Origin of the sequence: Micromonospora matsumotoense (assembly GCF_050951065.1) — a bacterium.
GTDB lineage: Bacteria > Actinomycetota > Actinomycetes > Mycobacteriales > Micromonosporaceae > Micromonospora > Micromonospora matsumotoensis.
Genome location: NZ_CP192025.1, coordinates 4148717 through 4173466, shown reverse-complemented (window position 1 = coordinate 4173466; position 24750 = coordinate 4148717). Strand labels below are relative to the sequence as shown.

Sequence of the window (24750 nt, the reverse complement as noted above, 5' to 3'; positions counted from 1 at the left end):
GCGGCGGCGTCGGACCGGCGCCGATCCGGTCTGCGTGACGGGCGGGGGGACGTACCTGGTTACGGTCGGTCGTGGGGGCATTGCCGATCGGTGCGCCCATCCTGGCCGTACCCGCTCGGATCTGTCAATGATCTGTCCGGCCGGACACGGGCTGTCACAGCGCGGCGGCGCGAACGTCCTCTCCCGACGGTCGCCGGAGCGGCCGGGGCGGTCAGGACGGGGCCCGGTAGTGGCCGGTCAGCCGACCCAGTTTCATCGCCAGGTGCAGGCACAGCCGCTCGTTGCCGTCCTTGAGGTCGGTGTCGGCGAGCTGCTCGACCCGTTGCAGCCGGTAGTAGAGGGTGGTCCGGTGCAGCCGCAGTTTCTCGGCGGTCGCGTGGGCGTTGCCGGCCAGGTCGAGATAGGCCTCCAGGGTCTCCAGCAGCACTTGGTGGGCGTCGTCGCGCAGCAGCCGCTCCAACCCGGGGTGCACCCCGGCGACGTCCAGGTGCCGGCCGTCCAACTGGGACAACACCCGGTAGATGCCGAGGCCGGCCCAGGAGACCACCCGCCCGAGCGCCGGCAGCTGGACACCGACCCGGGCGGCCTGCACCGCCTCCCGGTACGACTGCACCGCGTCGACCAGCCCCGGGCGGGACTGACCGATGCCGGTCACCGTCCGCTCCACCGAGGACAGCCCCCGGGTGGCCTGACCCAGCGCCTCGTCCAGGTGCCCGGCGGTGGCCGCCGGGGTGGGCCGGCCGGCGATCCGGCCACCGCAGATCAGCAGCACCCCGTGGTCGGGCCAGACCATGTGCAGCGACTCCCGCACGCCGAGCCACCGGCGGGTCGCCACCAACGCCTGTTCCAGCGCGATCCGGGCCACCTCGTCGGGGTGCCGCCCGGTGGCGGGGGCGAGTTGGGCCACCACCGCCGTGGTCGTGCCGTCGCCGGCGACCGTGCCCTCCTCCAGCAGCGCCCGCACGGCGTGCGCACGGGCCTGGGGACTCTCCACCAGCAGGGTCCGGGTGGCCTCGGCCTCCCGCTGCGAGGCCAGCTCGCCGAGCAGGTTCTCCCGGTAGAGCGCCAGCGACAGGTCGGTGAAGGCGCCGGTCGCGGTGGCGATGTCGGCGTCGGTCATCGACCCGTCGTCGTCGATGAACCAGACGAACCCGAGCAGCAGGTCGTCGTGCCAGATCGGCACGCAGACCCGGGGGAGCAGGTCGAGGTCGACGTCGGCGGGGGTACGCACCGGCTCGCGGGCGGTCAGCACACCCATCCGGCGGAACCAGGCGATCACCTCCGGGGTGGTCTGCCGGCGCAGGATCGACATCCGGCGCACCTCGTCCATCGGCCCGTCGTGTTCGCTGTAGACGACCACCCGCTGCCGCCGGTCCTCGATGAGGGCGGGACGCCCCACCCGGGCGGCGACGGCGTCGACTATGCGCTGAAGCTCACCGTGCATGGATCTCCCCTGGTTGGCTGCGCGGCAGGGGTGCGACAGCCGGTGCCCTACCCTCTGCGGCCGGTGGGCCTGTGCGCAAGGTCCACCACGGATCTACCGACAAAAGGACGGCCCCCACGGCGACTGTTCCGGCAATTGTCCGAAGAGCCACGGCGATCGACGATCGTAGGGTTCCTCCTGCGGTGGGCAGCGGGCCGCCGCCGCGCAGGAGGGAACGCCCGAGTGACAGCTGGTAGGCCCTGGCGTGGCGTCCTGGTCGCCATCACCACGCCGTTCCGCGACGACCTCGGCGTCGACTTCGACCGGCTCCAGGAGCACGTGCGCTGGCTGGCCGAGGCGGGTTGCCACGGGGTGACCCCGTGCGCTTCGGTGGGGGAGTACCGGGCCCTGTCCGACGACGAACGGGCCGACGTGGTGCGGGCGACGGTGCAGGCCGCGCCGCCGGGCTGCGCGGTGCTGCCCGGCGTCGGCGGCTACGGCAGCCGGCAGTCCCGCCGCTGGGCGGAGCAGGCCGCGGCCGCCGGCGCCCACGGGGTGCTCGCCCCACCCCCGGACGGCTACCCCGCCGGGGACGCCGACGTGGTCGCCCACTACCGGGAGGTGACCGCCGTCGGCCTGCCGGTGGTCGCCCACAACGACCCGTACGACACCCGGGTGGACCTGACGCCCGAGCTGCTCGCCCGGGTCGCCGAGACCGACGGCATCGTCGCGGTCGAGGAGTTCTCCGGCGACGTGCGGCGGGTGCACCGGATCAGGGACCTCTGCCCGCACGTGGACGTGCTGGCCGGGGCCGACGACATGCTGCTCGAACTGGTGCTGTGCGGGGCCCGGGGCTGGGTCGCCGGCCTGTCCAACGCGCTGCCCCGCCAGGCCCTGCGGCTCTACGACCTCTGTGTCGCCGGGGACCTGGCGCGGGCGCTGCCGCTCTATGCCGAGTTGCACCCGGCCTTCGGCTGGCGCTCCCGGCCGGAGGCCGTACAGGCGATCAAGCTGGCGATGGACTGCGCCGGGCGGTTCGGTGGCCGGTGCCGCCCGCCGCGCGGTCCGCTGGCCGGGCCGGCCGCCGCCCGGCTGCGCCGGGACCTGGTGCGGGCCCTGTCGACCACCGTCGATCCGGTCACCGACGGTCGGCCCCGGTGAACCATGCCGGCCGGTCCGGCCCGGTCGACCGACGGCGCGGCGTTGCGCCCGGGCCGGGGGTGGGCGGCCCGCCGGGCCCCGGCGTCGGTCCTTCAGGTGTCGGAAGCCGCCGGTCCACCTGCCGACATCTGCACGGTGACCGGCCCCGGCCCGTCCTCCTAGATTCGCTGCGCGGCCCAGTGACAGGTGTCCCGGCAGCCACCCCTCGCCGACACCGGACCGGACGCCGTGTCCCTCCCGACGAGAGGTGAAGCTGTGCACCGTGCTACCCGCAACAGACCCCGACTGAGGCGCTCCGTGTTGGCCGCGGTCCTGGCCGGCACCCTCGTGGTGACCGGCGCGGCGCAGGCCGCCGCGGCCCCGGCCAATCCGGCCGGCGGCACCGCGCCGTTCCAGGTCCTCGACCCGCAGGCCTGGCAGAACCCCGACACCATGACCTGGGACGACTACCAGGCGGTGCCGGGTAAGAACTGGGCCGACCCGAGCGTGCGGGGCGCGGTCCGCAACTTCAAGATCGCCCTGGTCGCGCTCGACTATCCGGACCAGACGTTCGCGGTCTCCCAGCGGGCCCGCTCGACGGTCTTCGGCAACCCCCAGTCGGTCGCGGCCAACATCCCCCGCGCCGACGTGCCGAAGTTCTACCAGGACTTCCTCAACACCCCGAACACCCTGAACAAGGGGCACACCCTGCACGAGTACTGGATGCAGGACTCCAACGGGCGCTACGGCGTGGACCTGGCCGGGTTCGGGCCGTACCAGTTGCCGGCGAAGTCGTACCAGTACGGGCTGGACAACAGCTTCAACCCTGGGGCCTGCCCGAGCGGGGACACCTGCAACAAGAACATCCGCACCGACGGGTTGGGCGCCTGGCGGGCGGCGGTCGGTGACGCGGTCGCCGACCAGTACGAGCTGGTCTTCATCCTCAGCGCCGGGCAGGACGAGTCGTCCACCTGGCAGGAGTTCGGGCAGATGATCTTCCAGAACAAGGAGGACGTGCCGGACGCCTGGGGCCCGCCGGACCCCAACCTGCCGAACTGGGCCAAGACCCGCTATGTGGAGTGGACGTCGTGGAAGGCGGCGGCGACGTTGTGGCCCAACGCCGGCTCCGGCTCGTCCACCCAGGGCGAGAGCTCCGGCATGGGGGTGTACGCCCACGAGCTGACCCACCTGCTCGGCATCGGCGACAACTACAACAACCCGTACGGCGAGCCGTTACGGCGGGCGTACACCGGCATCTGGAGCATGATGTCGCGCGGCTCGTTCAACGGCCCCGGCGGCCCGCACACCCGCTGGCAGATCCCGCCGACCAACGGCGGCTCGATGGGGTCGCTGCACACGGTGCGGGACAAGCTCAAGATCGGCCTGCTCGGTGAGGAGCACGTGCTGCGGCTGTCCCGGGAGGCGCTGGCCTCCTCCGGGCTGGTCGTCGCCCAGGTGACCGCCCGCGCGGTCGACGCCGGCCCGAAGGGGTTGACCGGCGTGAACATCGCCCTGAACAAGGACCTCTCGCCGGCCTGCACGGTCGCCACGAACCCGTTGTGCGACGGCGGGAGCTTCCACAACTACACCGTCGAGGTCGTCGACCGGATGGGCGCGGACTCGTTCACCCCGGACCGGGGTGTGCTGCTGAGCAAGACCAAGAACGCCGACAGCGCACCGTTCCAGTGGGTGGTGGACGCCAACCCGCAGGACATCGACATGATCGACTTCTACCGGCCGGACGGCACCCCGCAGAAGATCACCATGGGTGACTACCGGCAGCTCTCCGACGCGCTGTTCCACGCCGGAGCGGACACCGGCAGCCAGTACGAGTACGTCGACGAGGCCAACCGGCTGCACTTCTACATCATCGACCTCAAGCGGGACGCCGCCGGCTCGCTGTCGTACACGGTGGCGGTGAAGTCGCTGGACGGCACCGGGGGGCCGAGCAGCCACGGGGTGGCCCTGGCCAAGGGCGAGGTGACCAGCACCGGCAAGCCGACGAACCGGGGTGTGACCTGCGCGTTCGAGCTGACCAACACCGGCACCTACTCGGCCGGTGGGCAGCAGCACCCGGAGAACGTGACCGCCTACCTCAAGTCGGACGTCTACCGCCTCTCGGCGGAGGTGGCCGGCGCGGGCTGGCGGACCTGGCTGCCCAACCCGATCGCCACCGCCCAGTTCGGCAAGTCCACCACGGTCCGGGTCTCGGTGGGGGCCACCGCCGCCGCCGCGGACACCGGCTTCGTCAAGCTCACCGCGACCTCGGAGAGCGACCCGTCCAAGACCGTGACGAAGCAGTGCCGGGTGGAGAAGTCCTGACCGGTATCGATGGTCGCGCCGGGTCCGTGGCGGCACCCGTCGGCACGGACCCGGCGCGCGGGTGGGAGGAGACGACGTGCGGCTGACCACGGGCACCCGGCGCGGCACCGGCGCGCTGGCGATCCTGCTGCTGGCCGGGACGACCGGCTGCGGCGCCCCCGACCCGGGGCCGGAGGCGGTCACCCCGACCACCGTCCGGGTCCTGGTCCGCGACATCAACATCAGGGCCGAGGGCGTGGACTGCGCCGGCACCGGGCCGTACCTCTATTTCCACCACAGGGCACCGTTCCGGTTGCTCGACCCGGACGGCGCGGCCCTGGTCACCGGGAAGCTGCCGGCGGGCACGGCGGTGGCCGCCTTCGCCGAGGACCTGGCGGTGGAGCGGGTGCCGACCTACTGCGAGTTCGCGGTGCCGGTGCAGGTGCCGCAGCGGACCGGGTACCGGCTGGAGGTGGCCGGCCGGCCCGCGCTCGACCTGACCCCGGACAGTAGCGAGGGGCCGGCGCTGGTGGCGGTGGTGCCGGCATGAGGCGGCTGCTCGCGCCGTTGCTGGCGGTGCTGGTGCTGGCCGGCTGCACCGCCCGCCCGCCCGGGGAGCCCGCACCGGCGCTCGCCGGGGGCGCCTCGACGATGCCGGGGCCGGTCCCCGCCGATCTGGCGCTGCGCCCGGTGCCCGGCACCGCGCCGGCCGCCCCGGCGTTCACCGGCGGGCTCACCGACGGCACCCCGCTCACCGCCGCCCGGCTGTGGGCGGACCGACCGGTGGTGTTCACCTTCTTCAGCTCCTGGTGCACCACCTGCGTCGCCCGCCAGGACGCGCTCAGCGACCTCGCCCGCCGGCACCGGGACCGGGTGGTCTTCGTCGGGGTGGCCGGCGCGGACCAGGCCGAGGAGTTGCAGGACTACCTGCGCACGCACCGGGTGGAGTACCCCGTCGTGGTCGACGAGCAGCAGACCATCTGGCGGTCGTACGCGGTGCGGGAACCACCGGCCGTCGTGCTGGTCGCCAAGGGCGGTGCGTTGCTGCGGGGCTGGCCGGGCGGCCTGGACGCGGCGGCGCTGGAGCAGCGGCTGGGGGAACTGGTGCTGGCGGGTTCCGGGTAGCGGACCGGAGCACCGGACGGCGGGCCAGCGCCCGGCCGGCCCCGCCCGGCGGTGGACCGGTCCGCGGCGACGCGTCGGGCGTGGTGTCGATTCGATCGTGGGTCGACATCGCGCCCCGCGTCGCGTCCACGTGCCCGCGTCCCGGTCGCCGTCGCTGTTCGTGCTGGTGAGGGCCGGGGAATCGACCGGGAAGCCGGGTCTGGGCGACCGTTCGGGCATTGGCTCCGACCATCGAGAACTTTTGTTCGCGCGAACAAAAGTTTCTCCGTTCGAGGTCTATCTTTAGCCGTCAGCCACCGTTAGTGTCCGGTTCACGGACGTAACACGGCTGACACACCCCCTTGATCGACCAGTCATCCACCGGGCCACGCGTATTCGGCGGCGCAGGTCCTTACCGATCCTCCCAGCAGGACTCGCACGTCTCCGTGGCCCGCAGGGCCACCCTCGAAAGGTGGAAATTGTGAACGAGGAAAAGCGCCGTTTGGCCGCCGACCCGCAGTACCGCGCCCAGGTCACCCGTCGTCGGCTGCTCGCCGCGTCGGCCGGCGCCGCCGCCGTCCTCGGCGCGGCCGGGCTGCCGGTGCTCCAGACCAACGGCCCGGCCCGCGCGGACGGCAAGTGGCGGGTCGACCCGCTGATCCCGGTGCAGAACCGGGGCATCATCCTCTACAGCGTCCGGGACCGGATCGCTGCCGCCCCGGACGACAGCGGTGTGCCCTACGGCTTCGAGCGGGTGCTCGCCAGCCTGGCCCAGATGGGCTACAAGGAGATCGAGTTCGCCGGTTACAACCAGCACACCTCGATCCTGGGCCGGCAGATCACCCCGACCGAGATCCGCAAGATCCTGGACGACAACGGCCTGGTCGCCAACGGCACCCACGCGTCGATCAACGCGGCGACCTTCCAGCAGCAGCTGGACGTCGCCGAGGAACTCGGCATGAAGAACATCGGCACCGGCAGCGACCCGAGCAACAGCGCCTACCAGTCCGACTGGGACGCCGCCGCCGACCTGTGGAACGAGCTGGGCCGGCAGGCCAAGGAGCGCAAGATGCGCCTCTACACCCACAACCACGACGTGGCCTACTCGTTCCTGCTCGACAGCGGCCCGCTGGACGCCAACGGCAAGCCGACCCGCTCCTCCGGCGTGCGCCGGCTGGAGTACTTCTTCGCCAAGACCGACCCGAAGTACGTCTTCTTCGAGCTGGACATCTACTGGGCGTACGTGGCGCGGCACAAGCACACCAAGTACATCAACTCGGCCGGCCAGGAGAAGACCTCGCTGTTCGACCCGATCCTGAACGTGGCGCGCCGCACCAAGCGGTTCCCGCTGTTCCACGCCAAGGACGGCAACCGCAACACCACGCTGCCCAACGGCTACGAGATGATCCCGCTCGGTGAGGGCGACATCAACTTCCAGCAGTTCTTCCAGACCATCGGCGAGTCCGACTTCCACCACGCCAACTGGGAGATGGACACCGCCCCCGGCGGCACCGCCGCCCCGGGCCAGTCGCTGGACTTCGCCCGGCTCAGCTACGCCAACATGGCCGACCTGACCACGTACCACAACGACTGACCGCTCCGACGGCCGTACCCCGGCCGCAGCTGGGCACCGACCGGCGGTCGCACCCCCGTCGGCGGTACCCCCGGGTGGCGGTCGCGTCTCCTGACGCGACCGCCACCGCCCGGACGCCGTCGCCGTCCGGCCGTCGCCACCCGGCCCCGCCCCGTAGACCCGGGCGGCCGGCTGAACGATCCACGGGCGTTCCGCCCCCGGCGGGCCTCGGGCCCGCGCACCGCGTCACCTCTTCCGACCCGTACCCCCGCGGGCCGTGCTGGCGCATGCCCGCAACACGGGCCTGCGACCCCACGCCCCGCCCGGCAGCTCACCGGTCGGCGAACCACCTCGGGGCCGGGACGGCGTCGTCCCGCCCCCACCGGAGAGCGAGGCGCAGCACCGCCACACCCCCGGGTGGCCCCGGCACCCACCCGGAGCAGGTAGCACATCGTCCCCCACCGGAGGAACCAGATGGCAAGATCGGTACACCGATGGCTCGCCGCGATCGCAGGGGTCGGGATCGTCGTCCCGCTCGCCGCGACCGCCCCGGCGTTGGCCCAGCCGGCCCAGGACAAGACCAGTGTCCTGGTGTTCACCAAGACCGACGGTGAGCGGCACCCGTCCATCGACAAGGGTGTCAACGCGATCCGCACCCTGGGCAACGGCAACGGCTTCACCGTCGACGTCACCCAGAACTCCACCGCCTTCTCCGACGACAACCTCGCCAGCTACGGCGCGGTCGTCTTCCTCAACACCACCGGCGACGTGCTCAACGGCGGCCAGGAGGCGGCCTTCGAGCGCTACATCCGCAACGGTGGTGGCTACCTCGGCGTGCACGCCGCGGTCGAGGCCGAGCCATCGTGGACGTTCTACCGCGACATCGTCGGCACCACCGCGGCCGGCACGGCGTCGAGCGGGTCGGCGACCATCGACGTGGCCGACCGGGTCCACCCGGCGAGCAAGCCGCTCGCCCGGCAGCTCAGCCTGAACGACCAGTGGTACAACTTCACCACCAACGTGCGGGGCACCGCGCACGTGCTGGCCACGGTGGACGAGAAGACCTTCACCGGCGGCACCATGGGCTACGACCACCCGGTCTCCTGGTGCAAGGACTTCCAGGGCGGCCGGTCGTTCTACACCGGACTCGGCGACTCCGCCGACACGTACGCCAACGGCACCTTCCGCAAGCACCTGCTCGGCGCGATCCAGTGGTCGGCCGGCATGGTCCAGGGCGACTGCGGGGCGACGGTCAAGGCCAACTACGAGAAGGTCATCCTCAACGACGAGCCGGGCGAGCCGATGACCCTGTCGGTCCTGCCCGACGGCCGGGTGCTGCACAACACCCGGGCCGGCGAGATCCGGCTGTACGACCCGAAGACCGGCGCCAGCCCGGTCGTCACCACCCTCCCCGTCTACCAGCACGACGAGGACGGCCTCCAGTCGATCACCGTCGGCCCGGACTTCGCCACCGACAAGTGGGTCTACGTCTACTACGCCCCGAAGCTGGACACCCCGATCACCGACGCGCCGGTGACCAGCACCGACCCGACCGCGTGGGACGCCTACAAGGGGCACAACCAGCTCTCCCGGTTCAAGTGGGTCGAGGAGCCGACGCCGCACCTGGACCTGGCCAGCGAGCAGAAGATCATGAAGGTCGACACCGACCGGGGTGTCTGCTGCCACGTCGCCGGTGAGGTCAAGTTCGACGGCAAGGGGCTGCTCTACCTGGTCACCGGTGACGACACCAACGCCGGTGGCTCGGACGGCTACACCCCGATCAACGAGTCGCCGACCCAGGGCCCGGGCTACGACGCCCAGCGTTCCGCCGGCAACACCAACGACCTGCGGGGCAAGGTGCTGCGGATCAAGGTGAAGGCCGACGGGTCGTACAGCGTCCCGGCCGGCAACCTCTTCCCCGAGGCCGAGGACCGGGACGACAAGACCCGTCCGGAGATCTTCCTGATGGGGCTGCGCAACCCGTTCCGCTTCGACGTGGACTCCCGGGGTTTCGTCTACATCGGTGACTACTCGCCGGACTCGCAGGTGCCGAACGCGGCCCGGGGGCCGGAGGGCACCGGACGGTGGATCGCCGCCAACAAGGCCGGCAACTACGGCTGGCCGTACTGCTACTCGCCGACCCTGCCGTACATCGACTACGACTTCGTGACCAAGCAGTCGAAGGGGGCGTTCAACTGCGCCGCGCCGGTGAACGACTCGCCGCGCAACACCGGCCGTCGGGTCCTCCCGCCGGTGCAGGACCCGCAGCTCAACTACACCTTCCGGGCCACCACCACCTGCGCCGAGGCGTACCTGAACACGCCGCCCGGCACCTGTGAGTTCCAGTGGCCGGTGCTCGGCACCGGTGGCGTCGGCCCGATGGGCGGCCCGGTCTACAAGTACGACGCCGCGCTGGCCTCCGAGACCAAGTTCCCGGAGTACTACCACGACGCGGTGGTCTTCGGGGAGTTCACCCGGGACAAGATCTACATGATGCGCACCAACGGCAGCGGCAAGCTGGTCGGGGTGGAGCAGTTCCTGCCGGGCGTCGTCTTCGACAACCCGATGGACATGGAGTTCGGCCCGGACGGCAACCTCTACCTGCTGGAGTACGGCGACGGCTTCTTCCGGGCCAACCCGGACGCCGCCCTGTCGGTGATCCGCTACGCCAAGGGCACCCGGGCGCCGGTGGCGGAGTTGAAGGCCAGCCCCACCTCCGGGCAGGCGCCGTTGACCGTGCAGTTCTCCGCCGAGGGCTCCTATGACGCGGACCCGGGCGAGACCATCACCTACGCCTGGGACTTCGACGGCAACGGCACCACCGACGCGACCGACCGGGACGCGTCGCACACCTACACCACCAACGGCGTCTTCACCGCCAAGCTGACGGTGACCGACACCAGCGGCAAGACGGCGGTGCTCACCCGCGAGATCACCGTGGGCAACACCGCACCCACCGTGAAGGTCACCTCGCCGCTGTCCGGCACCTTCTTCAACTGGGGTGACACCGTGCCGTGGACGGTCACCGTGACCGACCCCGAGGACGGTCCGATCGACTGCAGCCGGGTGACGGTCTCCTTCGTCCTGGGTCACGACACGCACGGGCACGGCATGAGCGACGCCAACGGCTGCTCGGGCTCGTTCGAGACCCCGGCCGACGGTGCCGACCACGCCGGTGGCTACCTGTACGGCGCGATCAGCGCCACCTACACCGACAAGGGCGCCAACGGCCAGCCGGCGCTGTCCGCCCTCGACCAGATCGTCCTGCAGACCTTCCGGCAGCAGGCCGAGTTCGCCCAGGTGCAGCAGGGCGTCACCCTGGCGAACACCACCGACGCCGGTGGCGGCCAGCACGTGGCCGGCATCGACAACGGCGACCACATCGCGCTCGACCCGATCAACCTGGGCGGGATCGACAAGATCACCTTCCGGTACGCCGGTGGCTCCACGGCCACCGTCGGGACCCCGCGCGGCATCGTCGAGCTGCGGCTCGACTCGCCGACCGGGACGCTGGTGACCAGCGCGACGCTCGACGCCACCGCCGGCACCAGCACCTGGGCCAGCCAGACCTTCCCGGTCAGCCAGGCGGCCGGCACCCACGCGCTCTACCTGGTCTTCAAGCCCGCCTCCGGCGGACCCACGACCAGTCTGTTCAACCTCAACTGGGTGGAGTTCGGCGGCCCGACCGCCTGACGTCACCCTCCGGTCGCCGGGAGGACGGAGACTCCGTCCTCCCGGCGTCGTAACGGCACCGGGCGGCCACCGTCGGTCGGCCGGTCGGCACCGTCGGTGTCCGGCCCGGCCGGAGCCGTCGGTGTCCGGCCAGGTCTGACTGACCGGCCAGTGGTCGGCCGATCATCGATGATCTAGCGTCCCGTGCGCCGGGGGCAGCGCCATCGCCCCGGTGAGAAGCAGAAACGAGGGGGGACAGTGCCGTTCCGTGACGATGCCGCCGATCGGGGCGAGCAGCTCCGCCCCGACCGTTCGGGGCCGACAGTGACCTGCCCGCCGGGTTGGCGCCCGCTGCGGGTGGCGATGATCGGTCAGAAGGGCGTGCCGGCCACCCACGGGGGGATCGAACGGCACGTGGAGGAGATGGCCAGCCGGCTGGCCGGGCTCGGCCACGAGGTCACCGTCTACTGCCGGGACAGCTACGGCGCGGTGGAGGCCACCTGGCACCGGGGCATCCGGCTCCGGCGGACGCGCACCGTGCCCAGCAAGCACCTCGACGCCATCGTGCACTCGGCCACCTCGACGCTGGCCGCGCTGACCGAGCGCCCCGACATCGTGCACTACCACGGTCTCGGCCCGGTGCTGACCGCGCCGCTGGTCCGCTACGCCTCCCGGGCCCGGGTGGTGCTCACCGTGCACGGGCTGGACAACCAGCGCGACAAGTGGGGCCGGACGGCGCGGGCCGTGCTCGGCACCGCGTACCGGCTCAGCGGGCACCTGCCGGACGCCCGGGTGACCGTGTCGCAGGGCCTGGCGGCGCACTACACCAGCCGGTTCGGCCGACCGGCCCGCTACATCCCCAACGGGGTGGCCGCCCCCACCCACCGGCCGCCCCGGGAACTGTCCCGGTTCGGCCTGCGCCCCGGTGGCTACCTGCTGCTGGTCGGCCGGCTCGTCCCGGAGAAGGCCGCCGACCTGCTCGTCCGGGCGTTCCGACGGCTGCCGACCGACCTGCGGCTGGCCATCGTCGGCGGCTCGGCCTTCACCGACGAGTACGTCGCCCGGCTGCGTCAGGCCGCCGGCGACGACCCGCGCATCGTGTTCACCGACTTCGTCTACGGCGACGTGCTGGCCGAGTTGTACTCGCACGCGGCGGCGTTCGTGCAGCCGTCCCGCCTGGAGGGGTTGCCGCTGACCCTGCTGGAGGCCGCCTCGTACGGGCTGCCGGTGGTGGCCAGCGACATCGAACCCCACCTCGAGGTGCTGGACCACGACGGTCCGGGGCAACGGCTGTTCCGCGACGGCGACGTCGACGACCTGCTGCGGGCGCTGGCCACGGTGACGGCTGACAGACCGGCCGAACGGGCCGGCGCCGCGCTGTTGCGCGACCGGGTACTCGCCGAGTACAGCTGGGACGCGGCAGCCCGCGAGTTGGAACGGCTCTACTTCTCGCTGGCCCTGCGGGTGCCCCGCCCGGTTCGGGACGTTAAGTCGCCAACGGTCGACGTAACGGCCCATGTCCCGGCCCGCCGGCGACCGTTAGATTAGGCCGTTCTCCCGGCCGTCGGCGGCGACCGGCAACACAATCTGCGGAAACGAGTGGTCGGCGAGCGGTGGACGGACAGCGACACGGCACGGAGGTCGACCTCGCGCTGCCCGCGGAGAGACGCCGACGGTGGTCCGTCGGTGACCCGACCGCGCGCCTGCTGACCGGCGGCGCGGCGCTGCTCTGCGCCGTGGTCGCGGTCGGCGCCGGGCTGGTCGCGACCGGTGGCGGCCGGATCGGCGCGGTGCTGCCCCTGGTGATCCTCGCCGGGCTGGCCGTCGGGGTGCTCGCGCTGACCCGCTTCTCGGCGTACGTGCTGCTGATGCTGGCGGTCCGGTCCTGCGTCGACCTGTTCAAGCTCAGCGGCCCGACGGCCGGCCGGGCCGACGGTGCCGGGGCGACCCGCACGATGGACCCCTCGACCATCCTGGCGGTGCTGTTCCTGCTCGCCGCCGGCCTCTGGCTCGCCGCCCAGCTACGGCAGCGGGGCCGGCTGCGCGGCTCCCCGCTCGGCGTGGCGATGCTGCTGGTCGGGGCCACCTCGCTGGTCAGCGCGGCCGGCGCCGCCCAGCCGGTGCCCAGCGCCCTGGAGGCGCTGCGGATCGGCACCGTGGTGGTGATGTTCGTGGTCCTGGAACAGCTGATGCCGGACCTGCCGGCGGTCCGCCGGGTGCTGCTCGCCGCGTACGTCTCGCTGGCGCTGGCGGTCGGCTACACCGTCGTGCTGTCCCTGCTCGGCCACCCACCGGCCGAGGTCAAGGGGGACTTCACCCGGATCAGCGGACCGTTCAGCCAGTCCACCACGTTCGGCCGCTACCTGATGTTCATGGTGATCTTCGGGTTCGGCATCCACCGCTACCTGAGCCGCCGACTGCGGCTCGGCCTCGGCGCGCTGCTCGCCGCGTCGCTGCTGTTCCTGCTGCTCACCAACACCCGCAGCGCGATCCTCGGGGCGGGGCTGGGCCTGCTGGTGGTGGCGGTGCTGCACCGCAGCCGGCGGATGCTGGTGGCGCTCTGCCTGGTCGCGGTGGCCGGGGTGGCCCTGCTGCCGAGCGTCGCGCACCGCTTCGGGCAACTCGCCGACAGCAGCGCCGTGGGCGGCGGCCCGACCGGCAACACCCTCGCCTGGCGGGTCGGCTACTGGGCGGAGATCGTGTCGCTGGCCAACCGCAACCCGGTCACCGGGATCGGCCCCAACATGACCAAGTTCGAGGCCGACGAGGCGAAGAAGCCGCACAACGACTTCCTGCGGGCGTACGTGGAGACCGGGCTGGCCGGGCTGCTGGCGTACCTGGCGATGATGGCGCTGTGCCTGCACACCGGGCTGAACGCGCTGCGCCGGGCCCCACCGGGCACCCTCGGTCGGGGCATCGCGATCGGGTTCCTGGGCTGCGCGGTCGCCTTCGTCGCGGTCAGCGCGGCCTCCAACGTGATCTCGAACGTGGTGACCCTGTGGTATTTCGCGGCGTTCGCCGCGGCAGCCGGCGCGGTCGCCCGCGGGCTACCGGACGACCTGTCCCGGCCGGCGTCGCTCCGACCGGTGACGACCGGCCGGCCCAACCGATGAACCGTCAAGCAGTGGGGAGCACCAGGGTGGAGATCGTCGACTATCTGCGGGTCGCGCGGCGTCGACTCTGGCTGCTGGTGGGCATTCCGCTGGTGGCCGGGGTGGCAGCCGCGCTGATCGTCCTGCTCGGCCCGCAGCAGTACGCCGCCACCTCCTACGTCGCCGCGCCCGCCCTGGTCGGTGGCAGCGCGTCCCAGCAGTACACCGGCACCCAGGCCGCCAACCAGTTCGCGGCGGCCTTCGCCGCGGCGGTGACCTCCCCGCAGGTGGTCGACCAGGTGGCCGCCGACACCGGGGTCCCCGCCGACACGCTGCGCGACGGGCTCGCGGTCAAGCAGGTCGGCGCGAGCAGCCAGCTCACCGTGACCTACACCGCCGACGACCGGTCCACGGTCGCCCCGGTGCTCACCGCCACCGGCCGGCGCGCGCTGGCGTTCCTGTTCACCAGCCAGGTCAACATCGCCACCGACGAGGTGAAGGCGGCCACCGACGAGCTGACCACCGCCACCCGGGCGATCAACGACTGGGAGAAGACCAACAAGGTCAGCCAGCCGGACAAGCTCTACCAGTCGACCCTCCAGGAGATCGCCAGCCTGCGGCAGCAGCAGTTGCAGATGCAGGCGGTCGGCAACAGCCGGGGCGCCGACGCCGCCGCCGAGTCGATCAGCGCCGGGCAGAAACGCCTCGACGGCCTCGGCCCGAAGCTGCCCGACTACCAGGCGCTGATCGCGCAGCGCGACAGCGCCACCAGCGCGCTGGCCTCGGCCCGGCAGGGCCTGCAACAGGCCCGCGCCCAGTCCCAGGCGGCCGACCCGGACAAGGTCACCAGCGTCGGCGAGGTGCAGCCGGTGTCCCGGATGAAGGCGCTGGTCGCGCTGGTGCTCCCGGTGTCCGGTGCCGGCCTGCTGCTGGCCGTGCTGCTGGTGGCGGTGCTGGAGTGGCTGGCGCGCAGCCGCCGGGCCGGACAGCCGGCGGCGGTCGGCCGGGCGACCCCGGCCCCGACCGGTGGGCGGCGCAGCAGTGACGACACGGTGGTGTTGCCGGCGGTGCCGGCGACCGTGCCCGAGCAGCACTCCCGGCGTCGGTAGGTGAGGGTGCCCGCAGCGTCCACACGGGGCGACCAGCCCGCCCGGGAAGCGGCGCGGGGCGACCAGCATGTCCGGGGGATGGCCCGGGGCGGTGGGCTCAACCTGCTCGGCGCCCTGCTCAGCCAGGCGGCGGTCTTCCTGATCATGCTGCTGCTGGCCCGGGTGCTGGGCATCCGGGAGGTCGGCCGGTACGCCCAGTGCTACGCGGTGCTGTCGCTGGCCGGGCTGCTGTCGCTGTCCGGGTTCCGGGCCGGGCTGACCCGGTTCGTGGCGGTGCACCTGGCCGACGACGACGCCCCGGCGCTGCGCGGCACCGTCCGGTTGGGGCTGGCCGTCTCGGCCGGCTCGTCGGTCGTCCTGGCCGGGGCGTTGGCCTGGGGCGCACCGTGGCTCGCCGACCGGCTGCACGATCCGGGGCTGGTCACCGGCCTGCGGCTGGTCGCGTTGACCCTGCCCGCCTCGACGATCTGCGAGGCGGCCCTGGCGGCGACCCGGGGTTGGCGTACCCAGCGGCCGTTCACCTTCATCGGCCAGCTCTACGAGCCGGGCACCCGGCTGCTGCTCACCGTGCTCGCCCTGGTCACCGGGGCCGGGCTGACCGGGGCGTTCTGGGCGCTGGTGGCGGCCGGCTGGTCGGCGGCCCTGCTCGCCCTGCTGGCGCTGGCCCGGCTGGTGCGCCGGGTGCCGCCGGCCCGTCCGGTGCACCGGCCGGGGGAGCTGTTCCGTTTCTCCACTGTCAGTTGGGTGTCGTCGCTGTCGTCGACCGGGCTGATCTGGGTGGACACCCTGCTGCTCGGCTTCTTCGCCAACCCGGAGATCGGCGTCTACAACGTCGCCACCCGGCTGGTCACCGTGGCCATCTTCGTCCTCGCGCCGGTCAACGCGGCGTTCGGTCCGTACCTGGCACACCTCTACCACCGGGGGGATCTCGACGACGTCCGCCGGGTCTACGCGGTGGCCACCGGCTGGGTGGTCCGGTTGTCGCTGCCGGCGTTCGTGGCGCTGCTGGTCCTCCCCGGCGACCTGCTGCGCGTCTTCGGCGGCGAGGTAGCCACCGGCGCGGCGGTGACCGTGATCCTGGCCCTCGGCCAGCTCGTCAACGCGGCGACCGGCCCGTGCGGCACGGTGCTGAACATGTCCGGCCGGGTGGCGCTCAACATGGCCGACAACCTGGTCGCCCTGGTGCTCAACGTGCTGCTCAACCTGTGGCTCATCCCCGCGTACGGGATCGTCGGCGCGGCGGCGGCGTGGAGCGCCTCGCTGATCGTGGTCAACATCGCCCGGGTGGTGCAGGTCCGCCACCTGACCGGCGCGTTGCCGTTCACCGTCGGGATGGCCAAGGGGCTGGCCGCCGGGGTGGCCGCGCTGGCCGCCGGGCTGCTGGTGCGCTGGCTGGTGCCGGGCTGGCCGTGGCGGCCGGCGGCCGGGCTGACCGCGATCGTGGCGGTCTACCTGGGGACCGTGCTGGCGCTGGGGCTCAGCCGGGAGGATCTGATGGTGCTGCGCACCCTGGCCCGCCGCCGCCGTCGCGGCGACCCGCCCGACACCGCGCGGGCCGACCCCCGGGTGTCGACCGGCGCGACCGGGCGGTGTCGCGGTGAGCGCGGGGCCGCGCCGGGCCGCCGTGGACCGGCTCCGTCGGGTGGTACGCGGCACCCGCGCCTGGGGGCGCGCGGTGTGGCCCGGCCCGGTCGGCGCGCTGCCCGACTTCCTGATCATCGGTGGGCAGCGCTGCGGCACCACCTCACTGCACCACTACCTCGCCGCGCACCCCGACGTGCGGGCCGCCACCGGCAAGGAACTCCAGTTCTTCAGTCTGCACTTCGGGCGGGGGACCCGCTGGTACCGGGCGCACTTCCCACCGGCCGCCGCCGGTCGGCGCAGCTTCGAGGCCAGCCCCTACTACCTGTTCCACCCCGGCGTCCCGGCCCGGGTGGCGGCGACGCTGCCGCAGGCCCGGTTCGTGGCGCTGCTGCGCGACCCGGTCGAGCGGGCCTACTCGCACTACCTGCACACCCGCGCGTACGGGGTCGAGCCGTTGGGCTTCGCCGAGGCGCTCGCCGCCGAACCGGGCCGGCTGGCCGGGGCGCTGGCCGACGGGGCGGACACCCCGGCGGCCCACCACGCGCTGCGCAACTTCTCCTACGCCGCCCGGGGCCGCTACGCCGAGCAACTCGACCGCTGGTACGCCCACCTGCCCCCGGAGCGGCTGCACGTGATCCGCAGCGAGGACCTGTACGCCGACCCGGCGGCCACCTACGCGGGCGTGCTGCGCTTCCTCGGGCTGGCCCCGTTCACCCCGGCGGAGTTCGCCCGGCACACCCGTCGGGCGGACACCGGCCCGTCCCAGCTCACCCCCGCACTACGGGCCGCGTTGGCCGCCGAGTTCGCCCCGCACAACGCCCGCCTCGCCGACCTGCTCGGCTGGCCGCGTACCTGGTGAACGGCCGCCGGGCCGCCGACGCCGCCCGCCGCCCACCCCCTGGTCGGGGCGGCACACCGGTCAGCGGATCGGGGCGAGGACCGTGGCCGGGTCGTCCTTGGCCCGCAGCAGCACCGGGCTGGGGCCGATCGGCAGCGCGCCGGTGCGGGCGGTCGGATCGACGCCGACCGGGCCGCCGGTCAGACCCGCCGTGGCCGGCAGCGACACGGTGCCGGTCGAGGTCGACCAGACCACCAACGTGCTCTCCGCGCCCCGCCGGAACGCCACCCCGGTCAGGCCCTTGCCGTTCACCGGCTCGACGGTCGCGTCCCGGGCCGCCGCCGCCAGGGCGGCCATCATCGCGCCGGCCTGCCGTTGGGTGCCGTCCGGGTCGAGCAGGCCGTAGCGGACCTCCGCGCCGGCCCGGTTGTTCGGGTTGTACGCCAGTGGCAGCCAGAGCACCTCGTGGATGCCCCCGGCGACCAGCAGGCTGACCACCTTGACCATCTCGTCGCCCCGGGCCGCGGCGTCGTCGCCGCCGTCCTTCCAGAACTGGCCGACCTCCCACGCCTGCACCGGCACACCGGACGGCGTCTCGGCCCGGAGGTAGTCCAGCAGCGCCGGCACCCCGGAGAAGTGCTCGTAGAAGTGCAGTTGCCGGACGTCGACCACCCGGTCGTCGAGCAGCTTCTCGGTGACCGCGAGGTAGGCCAGGTTGCGGGCGTTCGGCGCGTTGTCCAGCGCGGCACGCAACGCCGTCGGGTCGTTCACCGCAGGGATCAGCCGACCCCGGGTGCCGATCCGCCGCTGGAAGTACGCCTGGTAGGCGGCGACGGCCTGGTCGGGCTGACCGGCCCGCAGCAGCCGGTCGGCGACCCCCATCCCGTACGCCACGCTGCTCATGCCCGAGTCGACCACCTTGGCCTTCGGGTCGGCCGACCGGATCGCCTCGGCGGCGGCGGTGACCAGCCGGCGGTAGTCCTCCGGGCTGCCCGCCCAGTACTGCTGCGCGTTGACCTCGTTCTCGATGGCGTACTCGCCGACGCCGTAGGGCGCGTACCGCTTCACCAGCTCGCGGACGAAGTTCTGGTAGGTGGCCAGGTCCGTCGGCATCGCCGACTCGGTCTTGTTGGCCTGGCCCCGGGTGAACTTCGCCGTCCCGCCGGTCGCCCAGCACACCCCGGTACGGATCTTCAGGTGCAGGGTGATGCCGAGCTTGCGGCTGCGTTCGGCGATCTGGTCCACCGCCGAGAAGTCCGGGCTGCCCTGGGTCTTCTCGATGTCACACCAGCTCAGCTCGTGGTAGGTCGTCGAGCCGGAGAGTTTCTCCAGGTACGGCACGAACTGGTCGTGCCGGGTGAAGTCCCAGTGCGCGCCGAACGGGTTGCGGACCGGTGCACCGGCCGGCAGCGGCGTGCCGCTGGCACCGGCCGACGGACCGGTCGCCGACGGGGCGGGCCGGGGAGCAGGAGCGGGATCGTCGGAACAGGCCGCCCCGGCGACCAGGGCGAACAGCAGCGCGCCGGCGATCAGCGTCCGCCGCCCGGCCCGGCGGGCCACCGACGACCCGTTCCGGCGGTTCACCGGTAGCCCAGTTCGCGCAGGGTGGCACCGGAGAAGACCCGGACCAGCACCCGCAGGAAGGGGTCCAGCTCCCGGCGGTAGGTGCCGACCCGGGAGCCGTAGATCGGGGCGTCGGTGCCGGCGGCGGCCCGCCGTCGGTCCGCCTCGGCGGTGTACTTGCCCGCCACGTCGTGTTGCTTGCCGTCGTAGTCGAGCACGCCAGCCTCCCAGGGTTCGCCGAGGAACTCGAACAGGCCGCGCATGGCCTTCTCCGGGTCGGTGACCGTCTCCTCGTAACGCAGTTCGTGGTAGCGGTCGGCCGGCAGCCGGGCCCCGGCGGCGCGGGCGATCCGGATGTAGCGCGGCCACTTCACCACGCACTTGACCGCCGACCAGTAGCCGAACCGCTTGCGGTGCGACACCACCACGTCCCGGCCGTCCCGCACGACGTGCACGAACTGCGCGTCGGGGAATACCTCGGCCAGGAAGTCGATGGAGAGCGCGTACAGCGGTGTCTTGTCGGCCCAGCGGGTCTTGCCCCGGGACCGGGCGTAGTCGGCCTGGATGCCGCCGAAGAAGTCGCCGATGCGGCCCAGCCAGTACTCCCGGGGGAACCCGAAGCGGGACAGCCGTTCCCAGTCCCGCCCGACGATGCGTTGCATGTCGGCCAGGAACCGGGTCTCCGGGCCGCAGCTGACCCGGGAGTGCGAGTCGAGCACCAGGCGCAGCATGGTGGTGCCGGACCGCTGGCACCCGACCAGGAAGATCGGCCCCTGCGCACGACCCACCCCGGCCGACGCGTGCGGTGCGGGGCTGGTCGCAAGTGCGGGCCGGGCCTGCGGGTCCGGTGCGGCGTCGGCCGTTGGTGCGGGCCGGGCCTGCGGGTCGGGTACGGGGTGCGGGATCGGGTCGGCGGGGTCAGCCATGTTCCACCGCCTCGGGTCGGCCGGCCAGCGCGTCCAACCGGCCGGTCAGCGCGGTGCACAGCGCCCGTACCCGGGGGTCGATCTCCAGCCGGGGTCGCGGCGTGCTGCGCGCGCCGACGTGCGCGTGCAGCACCGGGTCGTACGGCAGGTCGAGGAACGCGCACAGCCGCCGGGTGTGCCCGGCCGGGTCGGCGACCAGCGCGTCGTACGAGCAGAGCAGGGTGTCCGGGCGGTCGGCCAGGCCCAGGGAGAAGTACAGCGAGTTGCGGACGTACCAGAACAGGGCGGCGGCGGTGTGCGGGGTCATCCGGTCGTGGTCGAAGCCGGCGATCAGCTCCCGGACCGACGGGTCCAGGCGTTGCCCCTGCCAGCGGTCACCGATCGTGCCGTCGGCGATCGCCCGCAGCGCCCGCAGGTTGGCGTCACCGAACTTCGCCACCTCGGAGCGGGCCCGGTCGTCGACGTCCCGGTACGCCCACAGCGCCCGCCCCGGCGCGACCCCGGCCAGGCCGAGCAGTTCGTCCACCCGGTGCGTGTCGCACAGCGGCTTGACCAGCACGAACCGGTGCCGGCTGCGCCGGATGGCGGCGGTCAGCACGGGGTCGGGGCGCAACCGGAAGCGGTGGAACACCGCGCGGTCGTTCTCGTTGCGCACCTCGACCGACGGGTCCGCGTCCAGCCCTCGGGTGAGCATGTTGGTGCCGGAGCGTTGCAGGCCCACCAGGTAGACCGGGACGGCCCGGCCGGGCGGCCCGGGATGCGCCCGCCGCCACCGCCGTTTGGCCAGCGCGGTGCGGGCCCGCTCGACCGGGTCGAGCCGGTCCTCCTCGACCAGCCGCCGGACGCCCTCGGTGCGGATCCAGCGCAGGTGCCGGCGGACCCGGCGGGCGGTGTACGCCAGCGCCGAGGGTTCGTCGGGGTGGGGCACCGGGTCCTCCTCGGGCACGTCGGGCGGGGTGGGGCACACGGTACCGGCAGATCATCGCGGCTGGCCACGTGGCCGTGTGGTCAGCCGGTGATGGGCCGTGTGGCTACTTGGGGATCATGAACTGGACTCACGACACCGGTGTTGCATACGGTGGGGCCCCTGGTCACCGCTGCTGTCCGGGGCGACCACCCCACCCCCCGACCCCAGTGGGCCGCAGCAGCCACCCCCGGAGCAGGCCGATGCGTGTCCTCCACGTCAACAAGTTCCTCTACCGGCGCGGCGGCGCCGAGGGCTACCTGCTCGACGTCGCCGAGCTGCAACGGGGCGACGGCGACGAGGTGGCCTTCTTCGGCATGACCCACCCGGACAACGACGCCCCGACCCCGTACGCCCGGCACTTCCCGTCTCTGGTGGAGCTGGACCCGGCGCCGCGCGGCGCGGGACCCCGCGCGGCGGCGGCGGCCCGGATGATCTGGTCGCCGGCCAGCCGGCGGGGCCTGGCCCGGGTGCTCGACGAGTTCCGGCCCGACGTGGTCCACCTGCACAACATCTACCACCAGCTCTCGCCGTCGGTGCTGGCCGCGGTGCGGGCCGCCCGGGTGCCGGCGGTGATGACCCTGCACGACTACAAGCTGGCCTGCCCCAGTTACCAGATGCTCGACCGGGGCACGGTCTGTGACGCCTGCGTGACCGGGGGGCCGTTGCGCGCCGCCCGTCGCCGCTGCAAGGACGGTTCGCTCGGGGCCAGCTCGCTGCTCGCCGTCGAGTCCTGGCTGCACCGCTCCACCCGGGCGTACGGGCCGGTGCAGGCATTCGTCAGCCCCAGCCGGTTCCTGGCCGACGTGATGCGCCGGGCGGGTGTCTTCCCCGACCGGATGCACGTGGTGTCCCACTTCGTCGACGTCGCCGCGACGGCGGTCAAGGCGGCACCCGGCGGGCCGGTGGTCTTCGCCGGTCGACTCGCCCCGGAGAAGGGCGTCGACGTGCTGATCGAGGCGCTCACCCGACTGCCCGACGACGTCGTGCTGGAGGTGGCCGGGGACGGTCCGGCCCGGGACGGGCTGACCGCACTGGCGCGGCGGCGGGCCCCCGGCCGGGTCCGGTTCCACGGGCGGCTGGACAAGGCCCGGCTGCACGAGCTGGTCCGCTCGGCCACGGTGGTGGCGGTGCCGTCGCGGTGGAACGAGAACCAGCCGATGGCGGTGCTGGAGGCGTACGGCTGCGGGGTGCCGGTGGTCGCCTCCGACCTGGGTGGGCTGCCGGAACTGGTCACCCCGGGGGTGGACGGCGAGGTGGTGCCCGCCGACGATCCGGCCGCGCTGGCCGTCGGGCTGGGACGTGTGCTGGCCGACCCGCAGCGGGCGTACCGGATGGGGCTGGCCGGCCGGGCACGGGTGGAGCGGGACTTCTCCCCGCAGACGCACCTGGCCCGGCTGCGGGAGGTCTACGCGACCGCCGCCCGGACCGTGCGGGAGCCGGTGTGAACCCGCCGGTGCGGGTGCTCTACCTGGCCGGCAGCGGACGCAGCGGCAGCACTCTGGTCACCACCGTGCTCGGCCAGTACGACGGGGTCTTCGCCGCCGGTGAGCTGCGCTACCTGTGGCAGCGCGGCGAGCTGGAGAACCGGCCCTGCGGCTGCGGCCGGCCGCTACGGGACTGCCCGCTGTGGCGGGAGGTGCGCCGGGACCTGCCGACCGACCGGGCCGCCGCGATCGCCGCCGGGCTGCGCGGCCGGCTGCGGATGCGCGGGCTGCCCGCGCTGCTGCGCCGGCACCGGCGCGGTCGGCGGCCGGTGCCCGCGCACCCCGATGACGCGGCGCTGACCGACCTGTACGCGGCCGTGGCCCGGCACACCGGGGCGCGGGTGGTGGTCGACTCGTCGAAGCTGCCCCCGTACGGCGCGCTGCTCGGCGCGCTGCCGGGCATCGAGCTGCGGGTACTGCACCTGGTCCGTGACCCCCGGGCCACCGCCTTCTCCTGGCGTCGCCGCCGGGGCCTCGACGGTGACACCGACCCGGAGCTGATGAGCCGGCCGCCGGTGTGGAAGGCGGCCCTGCTCTGGTTGGTCTGGAACACCGTGACCGTCCGGCTGTGGGGTGGCGGTGCCCCGGAGAGCTACCTGCGGGTGCGCTACGAGGACCTGACCGCCGACCCGGAGGCGACGCTGCGCCGGATCGCCGGATTCGCGGGCGTCGACGCCGACAGCGGCCCGTTCACCGGCCCGGCGACCGTGCGGTTGGTGCCGACGCACTCGGTGGCCGGCAACCCGTCGCGGCATCGGACCGGACCGGTGCCGATCACCGCCGACGTGCAGTGGCGGCGCGACCTGTCCCGCTGGTCGTACGCGCTGGTCACCGGGCTGACCGCACCGGGCCTGCGCCGGTTCGGCTACCCGTGGCGTCGGGGCGTCCCGGCACCCGCACGGCCGGCCGGGCAGCCGGTGGAGGTCTGGCAGTCGGCGTCGGCCGGGCAAGAGGAGGACTGAGGGATGTTGTCGGTGGTGGTGGGCACCGGGCGGTGCGGCTCGACGCTGGTGCAGGAGTTGTTGTCCCGGCACCCCGGGGTCGGGTTCGTCTCCGGCGTCGACGACAAGCTGTCCCGGCTCAACCTCGCCGGCCGGCTCAACGGGCCGCTGTACCGGCGGTCGGCGCCCCGCCCGGCGGGCATGACCTCGCTGCGGCACAGCCGGCGGCTGCTGGAGAAGGGTCGGCTGCGGGTCGCCCCGTCGGAGGCGTACGACCTGCTGGACCGGCACGTGGTGGCCGGCTTCTCCCGCCCGTGCCGGGACCTGACCGCCGAGGATCTCACCCCCTACCTGCGGCGGCGGCTGCGCGCCTTCTTCGACGCCCGGATCGAACGGCAGGGCTGCCGGCTGCTGCTGCACCACGTGACCGGGTGGCCGCGCACCGGTTTCCTGCGGGCCGGCTACCCCGGGCTGCGGGTGGTCAACGTGGTCCGCGACGGGCGCGCGGTGACCAACTCCTGGCTCCAGATGGGTTGGTGGGACGGCTGGCGTGGGCCGGACAACTGGTTCCTCGGGCCGTTGCCGACCGACCTGCGCCGGGAGTGGGAGGAGTACGACCGGTCGTTCCCGGTGCTCGCCGCCCTGGGATGGAAGATGCTGATGGACCGGTTCGCCGAGGCACGCGCCGCGCACCCCGAGGGGCAGTGGCTCGACGTGCGCTACGAGGACCTGCTGGCCGACCCGCGCGCCGAGGTGGCCCGGATGCTCGACTTCCTCGACCTGGACTGGTCACCGGCGTTCGAGAAGGGGTTCGGGCGGTACCGGTTCCACGCCGGGCGGCGGGCGGCGTACCAGGACGAGTTGGGCGTGGACCAGCTCGCCGCCGTCGAACGGGTGCTGGACAAGCCGCTGCGGCAGTGGAGCTACCGGGACTGACCGGCGCGGGCCGGTCCGGCCCGGTCACGGCGTGCCGTCGTCGGGGCGCGGACGGGCGGGGTGCCGGACCGGGTGGGGGCAAAGTTCCTACACGTGC

General features: G+C 73.2%; 17 protein-coding genes and 1 pseudogene. 14 read left to right on the top strand and 4 right to left on the bottom strand.

The genetic code is table 11. From position 1 onward, the window contains the following. Positions 1-211: 211 nt before the first annotated feature. Positions 212-1444 (bottom strand): PucR family transcriptional regulator, encoded by a 1233-nt coding sequence (locus tag ACQP1S_RS18370; protein ID WP_432896851.1) that lies wholly within the window; start codon positions 1442-1444, stop codon positions 212-214. Positions 1445-1666: 222 nt separating this feature from the next. Here ACQP1S_RS18370 and ACQP1S_RS18365 point away from each other — a divergent pair, with 222 nt between their 5' ends. The 11 genes and pseudogenes from ACQP1S_RS18365 to ACQP1S_RS18315 all read left to right on the top strand — a co-directional run bounded on the left by ACQP1S_RS18365 (position 1667) and on the right by ACQP1S_RS18315 (position 17857). Beyond that, positions 1667-2584 carry a dihydrodipicolinate synthase family protein gene (locus ACQP1S_RS18365; protein ID WP_432896848.1) on the top strand — a complete coding sequence of 306 codons (918 nt, stop codon included), beginning with the start codon at positions 1667-1669 and terminating at the stop codon, positions 2582-2584. Between the two features lie 297 nt (positions 2585-2881). Beyond that, complete coding sequence (locus ACQP1S_RS18360) at positions 2882-4885, top strand: M6 family metalloprotease domain-containing protein (protein ID WP_432896845.1); 2004 nt, start codon at positions 2882-2884, stop codon at positions 4883-4885. A 76-nt stretch (positions 4886-4961) separates the two neighbouring features. Continuing rightward, complete coding sequence (locus tag ACQP1S_RS18355; protein WP_432896842.1) at positions 4962-5414, top strand: hypothetical protein; 453 nt, start codon at positions 4962-4964, stop codon at positions 5412-5414. Continuing rightward, positions 5411-5989 carry a TlpA family protein disulfide reductase gene (locus tag ACQP1S_RS18350; RefSeq protein WP_432896840.1) on the top strand — a complete coding sequence of 193 codons (579 nt, stop codon included), beginning with the start codon at positions 5411-5413 and terminating at the stop codon, positions 5987-5989. Before ACQP1S_RS18355 ends, ACQP1S_RS18350 begins: the two co-directional genes overlap by 4 nt. 460 nt (positions 5990-6449) lie before the next feature. Continuing rightward, positions 6450-7562 (top strand): sugar phosphate isomerase/epimerase family protein, encoded by a 1113-nt coding sequence (locus tag ACQP1S_RS18345; RefSeq protein WP_432896837.1) that lies wholly within the window; start codon positions 6450-6452, stop codon positions 7560-7562. A 453-nt stretch (positions 7563-8015) separates the two neighbouring features. Beyond that, positions 8016-11234, top strand: coding sequence for a ThuA domain-containing protein (locus ACQP1S_RS18340; protein ID WP_432896834.1), 3219 nt, complete (start codon positions 8016-8018; stop codon positions 11232-11234). Between the two features lie 237 nt (positions 11235-11471). Then, complete coding sequence (locus ACQP1S_RS18335) at positions 11472-12761, top strand: glycosyltransferase family 4 protein (protein WP_432896831.1); 1290 nt, start codon at positions 11472-11474, stop codon at positions 12759-12761. Between the two features lie 65 nt (positions 12762-12826). Further along, positions 12827-14326, top strand: coding sequence for an O-antigen ligase family protein (locus tag ACQP1S_RS18330; RefSeq protein WP_091243124.1), 1500 nt, complete (start codon positions 12827-12829; stop codon positions 14324-14326). 11 nt (positions 14327-14337) lie between these two features. After that, positions 14338-15414, top strand: a complete 1077-nt coding sequence (locus tag ACQP1S_RS18325; protein WP_432896828.1) for a Wzz/FepE/Etk N-terminal domain-containing protein — start codon at positions 14338-14340, stop codon at positions 15412-15414. Between the two features lie 78 nt (positions 15415-15492). After that, a pseudogene (locus tag ACQP1S_RS18320) lies at positions 15493-16830 on the top strand (oligosaccharide flippase family protein); the annotation flags it as partial. Between the two features lie 181 nt (positions 16831-17011). Beyond that, on the top strand, positions 17012-17857 hold the full coding sequence (locus ACQP1S_RS18315; RefSeq protein WP_432896825.1) for a sulfotransferase family protein: 846 nt from the start codon (positions 17012-17014) through the stop codon (positions 17855-17857). 60 nt (positions 17858-17917) lie between these two features. Here the strand turns inward: ACQP1S_RS18315 and ACQP1S_RS18310 are convergent, their stop codons facing one another. Genes ACQP1S_RS18310 through ACQP1S_RS18300 form a run of 3 tightly spaced genes read right to left on the bottom strand, consistent with a single transcriptional unit; the run spans position 17918 to position 21253 of the window. Further along, positions 17918-19420: a hypothetical protein gene (locus ACQP1S_RS18310; RefSeq protein ID WP_432896822.1), complete on the bottom strand. Its 1503-nt coding sequence runs from the start codon at positions 19418-19420 to the stop codon at positions 17918-17920. Further along, positions 19417-20325, bottom strand: coding sequence for a sulfotransferase (locus ACQP1S_RS18305; protein WP_432896819.1), 909 nt, complete (start codon positions 20323-20325; stop codon positions 19417-19419). Before ACQP1S_RS18305 ends, ACQP1S_RS18310 begins: the two co-directional genes overlap by 4 nt. Continuing rightward, a complete protein-coding gene (locus ACQP1S_RS18300) occupies positions 20318-21253 on the bottom strand; it encodes a hypothetical protein (RefSeq protein ID WP_432896816.1) in 936 nt (311 codons plus the stop codon). The genes ACQP1S_RS18305 and ACQP1S_RS18300 overlap by 8 nt, the downstream gene beginning before the upstream one ends. 239 nt (positions 21254-21492) lie before the next feature. On the opposite strand from ACQP1S_RS18300, the gene ACQP1S_RS18295 reads away from it, so the two are divergent. Genes ACQP1S_RS18295 through ACQP1S_RS18285 form a run of 3 tightly spaced genes read left to right on the top strand, consistent with a single transcriptional unit; the run spans position 21493 to position 24653 of the window. Then, on the top strand, positions 21493-22737 hold the full coding sequence (locus tag ACQP1S_RS18295; protein WP_432896813.1) for a glycosyltransferase: 1245 nt from the start codon (positions 21493-21495) through the stop codon (positions 22735-22737). Then, positions 22734-23738: a sulfotransferase family protein gene (locus tag ACQP1S_RS18290; protein WP_432896810.1), complete on the top strand. Its 1005-nt coding sequence runs from the start codon at positions 22734-22736 to the stop codon at positions 23736-23738. Before ACQP1S_RS18295 ends, ACQP1S_RS18290 begins: the two co-directional genes overlap by 4 nt. A 3-nt stretch (positions 23739-23741) precedes the next feature. Further along, positions 23742-24653, top strand: coding sequence for a sulfotransferase family protein (locus ACQP1S_RS18285; protein ID WP_432896807.1), 912 nt, complete (start codon positions 23742-23744; stop codon positions 24651-24653). Positions 24654-24750: the final 97 nt, after the last annotated feature.

Bases quoted from the DNA above. Each gene is read 5' to 3' on its own strand.
- ACQP1S_RS18295 (WP_432896813.1), top strand. From the start codon at position 21,493: ATGCGTGTCCTCCACGTCAACAAGTTCCTCTACCGGCGCGGCGGCGCC.
- ACQP1S_RS18350 (WP_432896840.1), top strand. From the start codon at position 5,411: ATGAGGCGGCTGCTCGCGCCGTTGCTGGCGGTGCTGGTGCTGGCCGGC.
- ACQP1S_RS18340 (WP_432896834.1), top strand. From the start codon at position 8,016: ATGGCAAGATCGGTACACCGATGGCTCGCCGCGATCGCAGGGGTCGGG.
- ACQP1S_RS18285 (WP_432896807.1), top strand. From the start codon at position 23,742: ATGTTGTCGGTGGTGGTGGGCACCGGGCGGTGCGGCTCGACGCTGGTG.
- ACQP1S_RS18305 (WP_432896819.1), bottom strand. From the start codon at position 20,325: ATGGCTGACCCCGCCGACCCGATCCCGCACCCCGTACCCGACCCGCAG.
- ACQP1S_RS18370 (WP_432896851.1), bottom strand. From the start codon at position 1,444: ATGCACGGTGAGCTTCAGCGCATAGTCGACGCCGTCGCCGCCCGGGTG.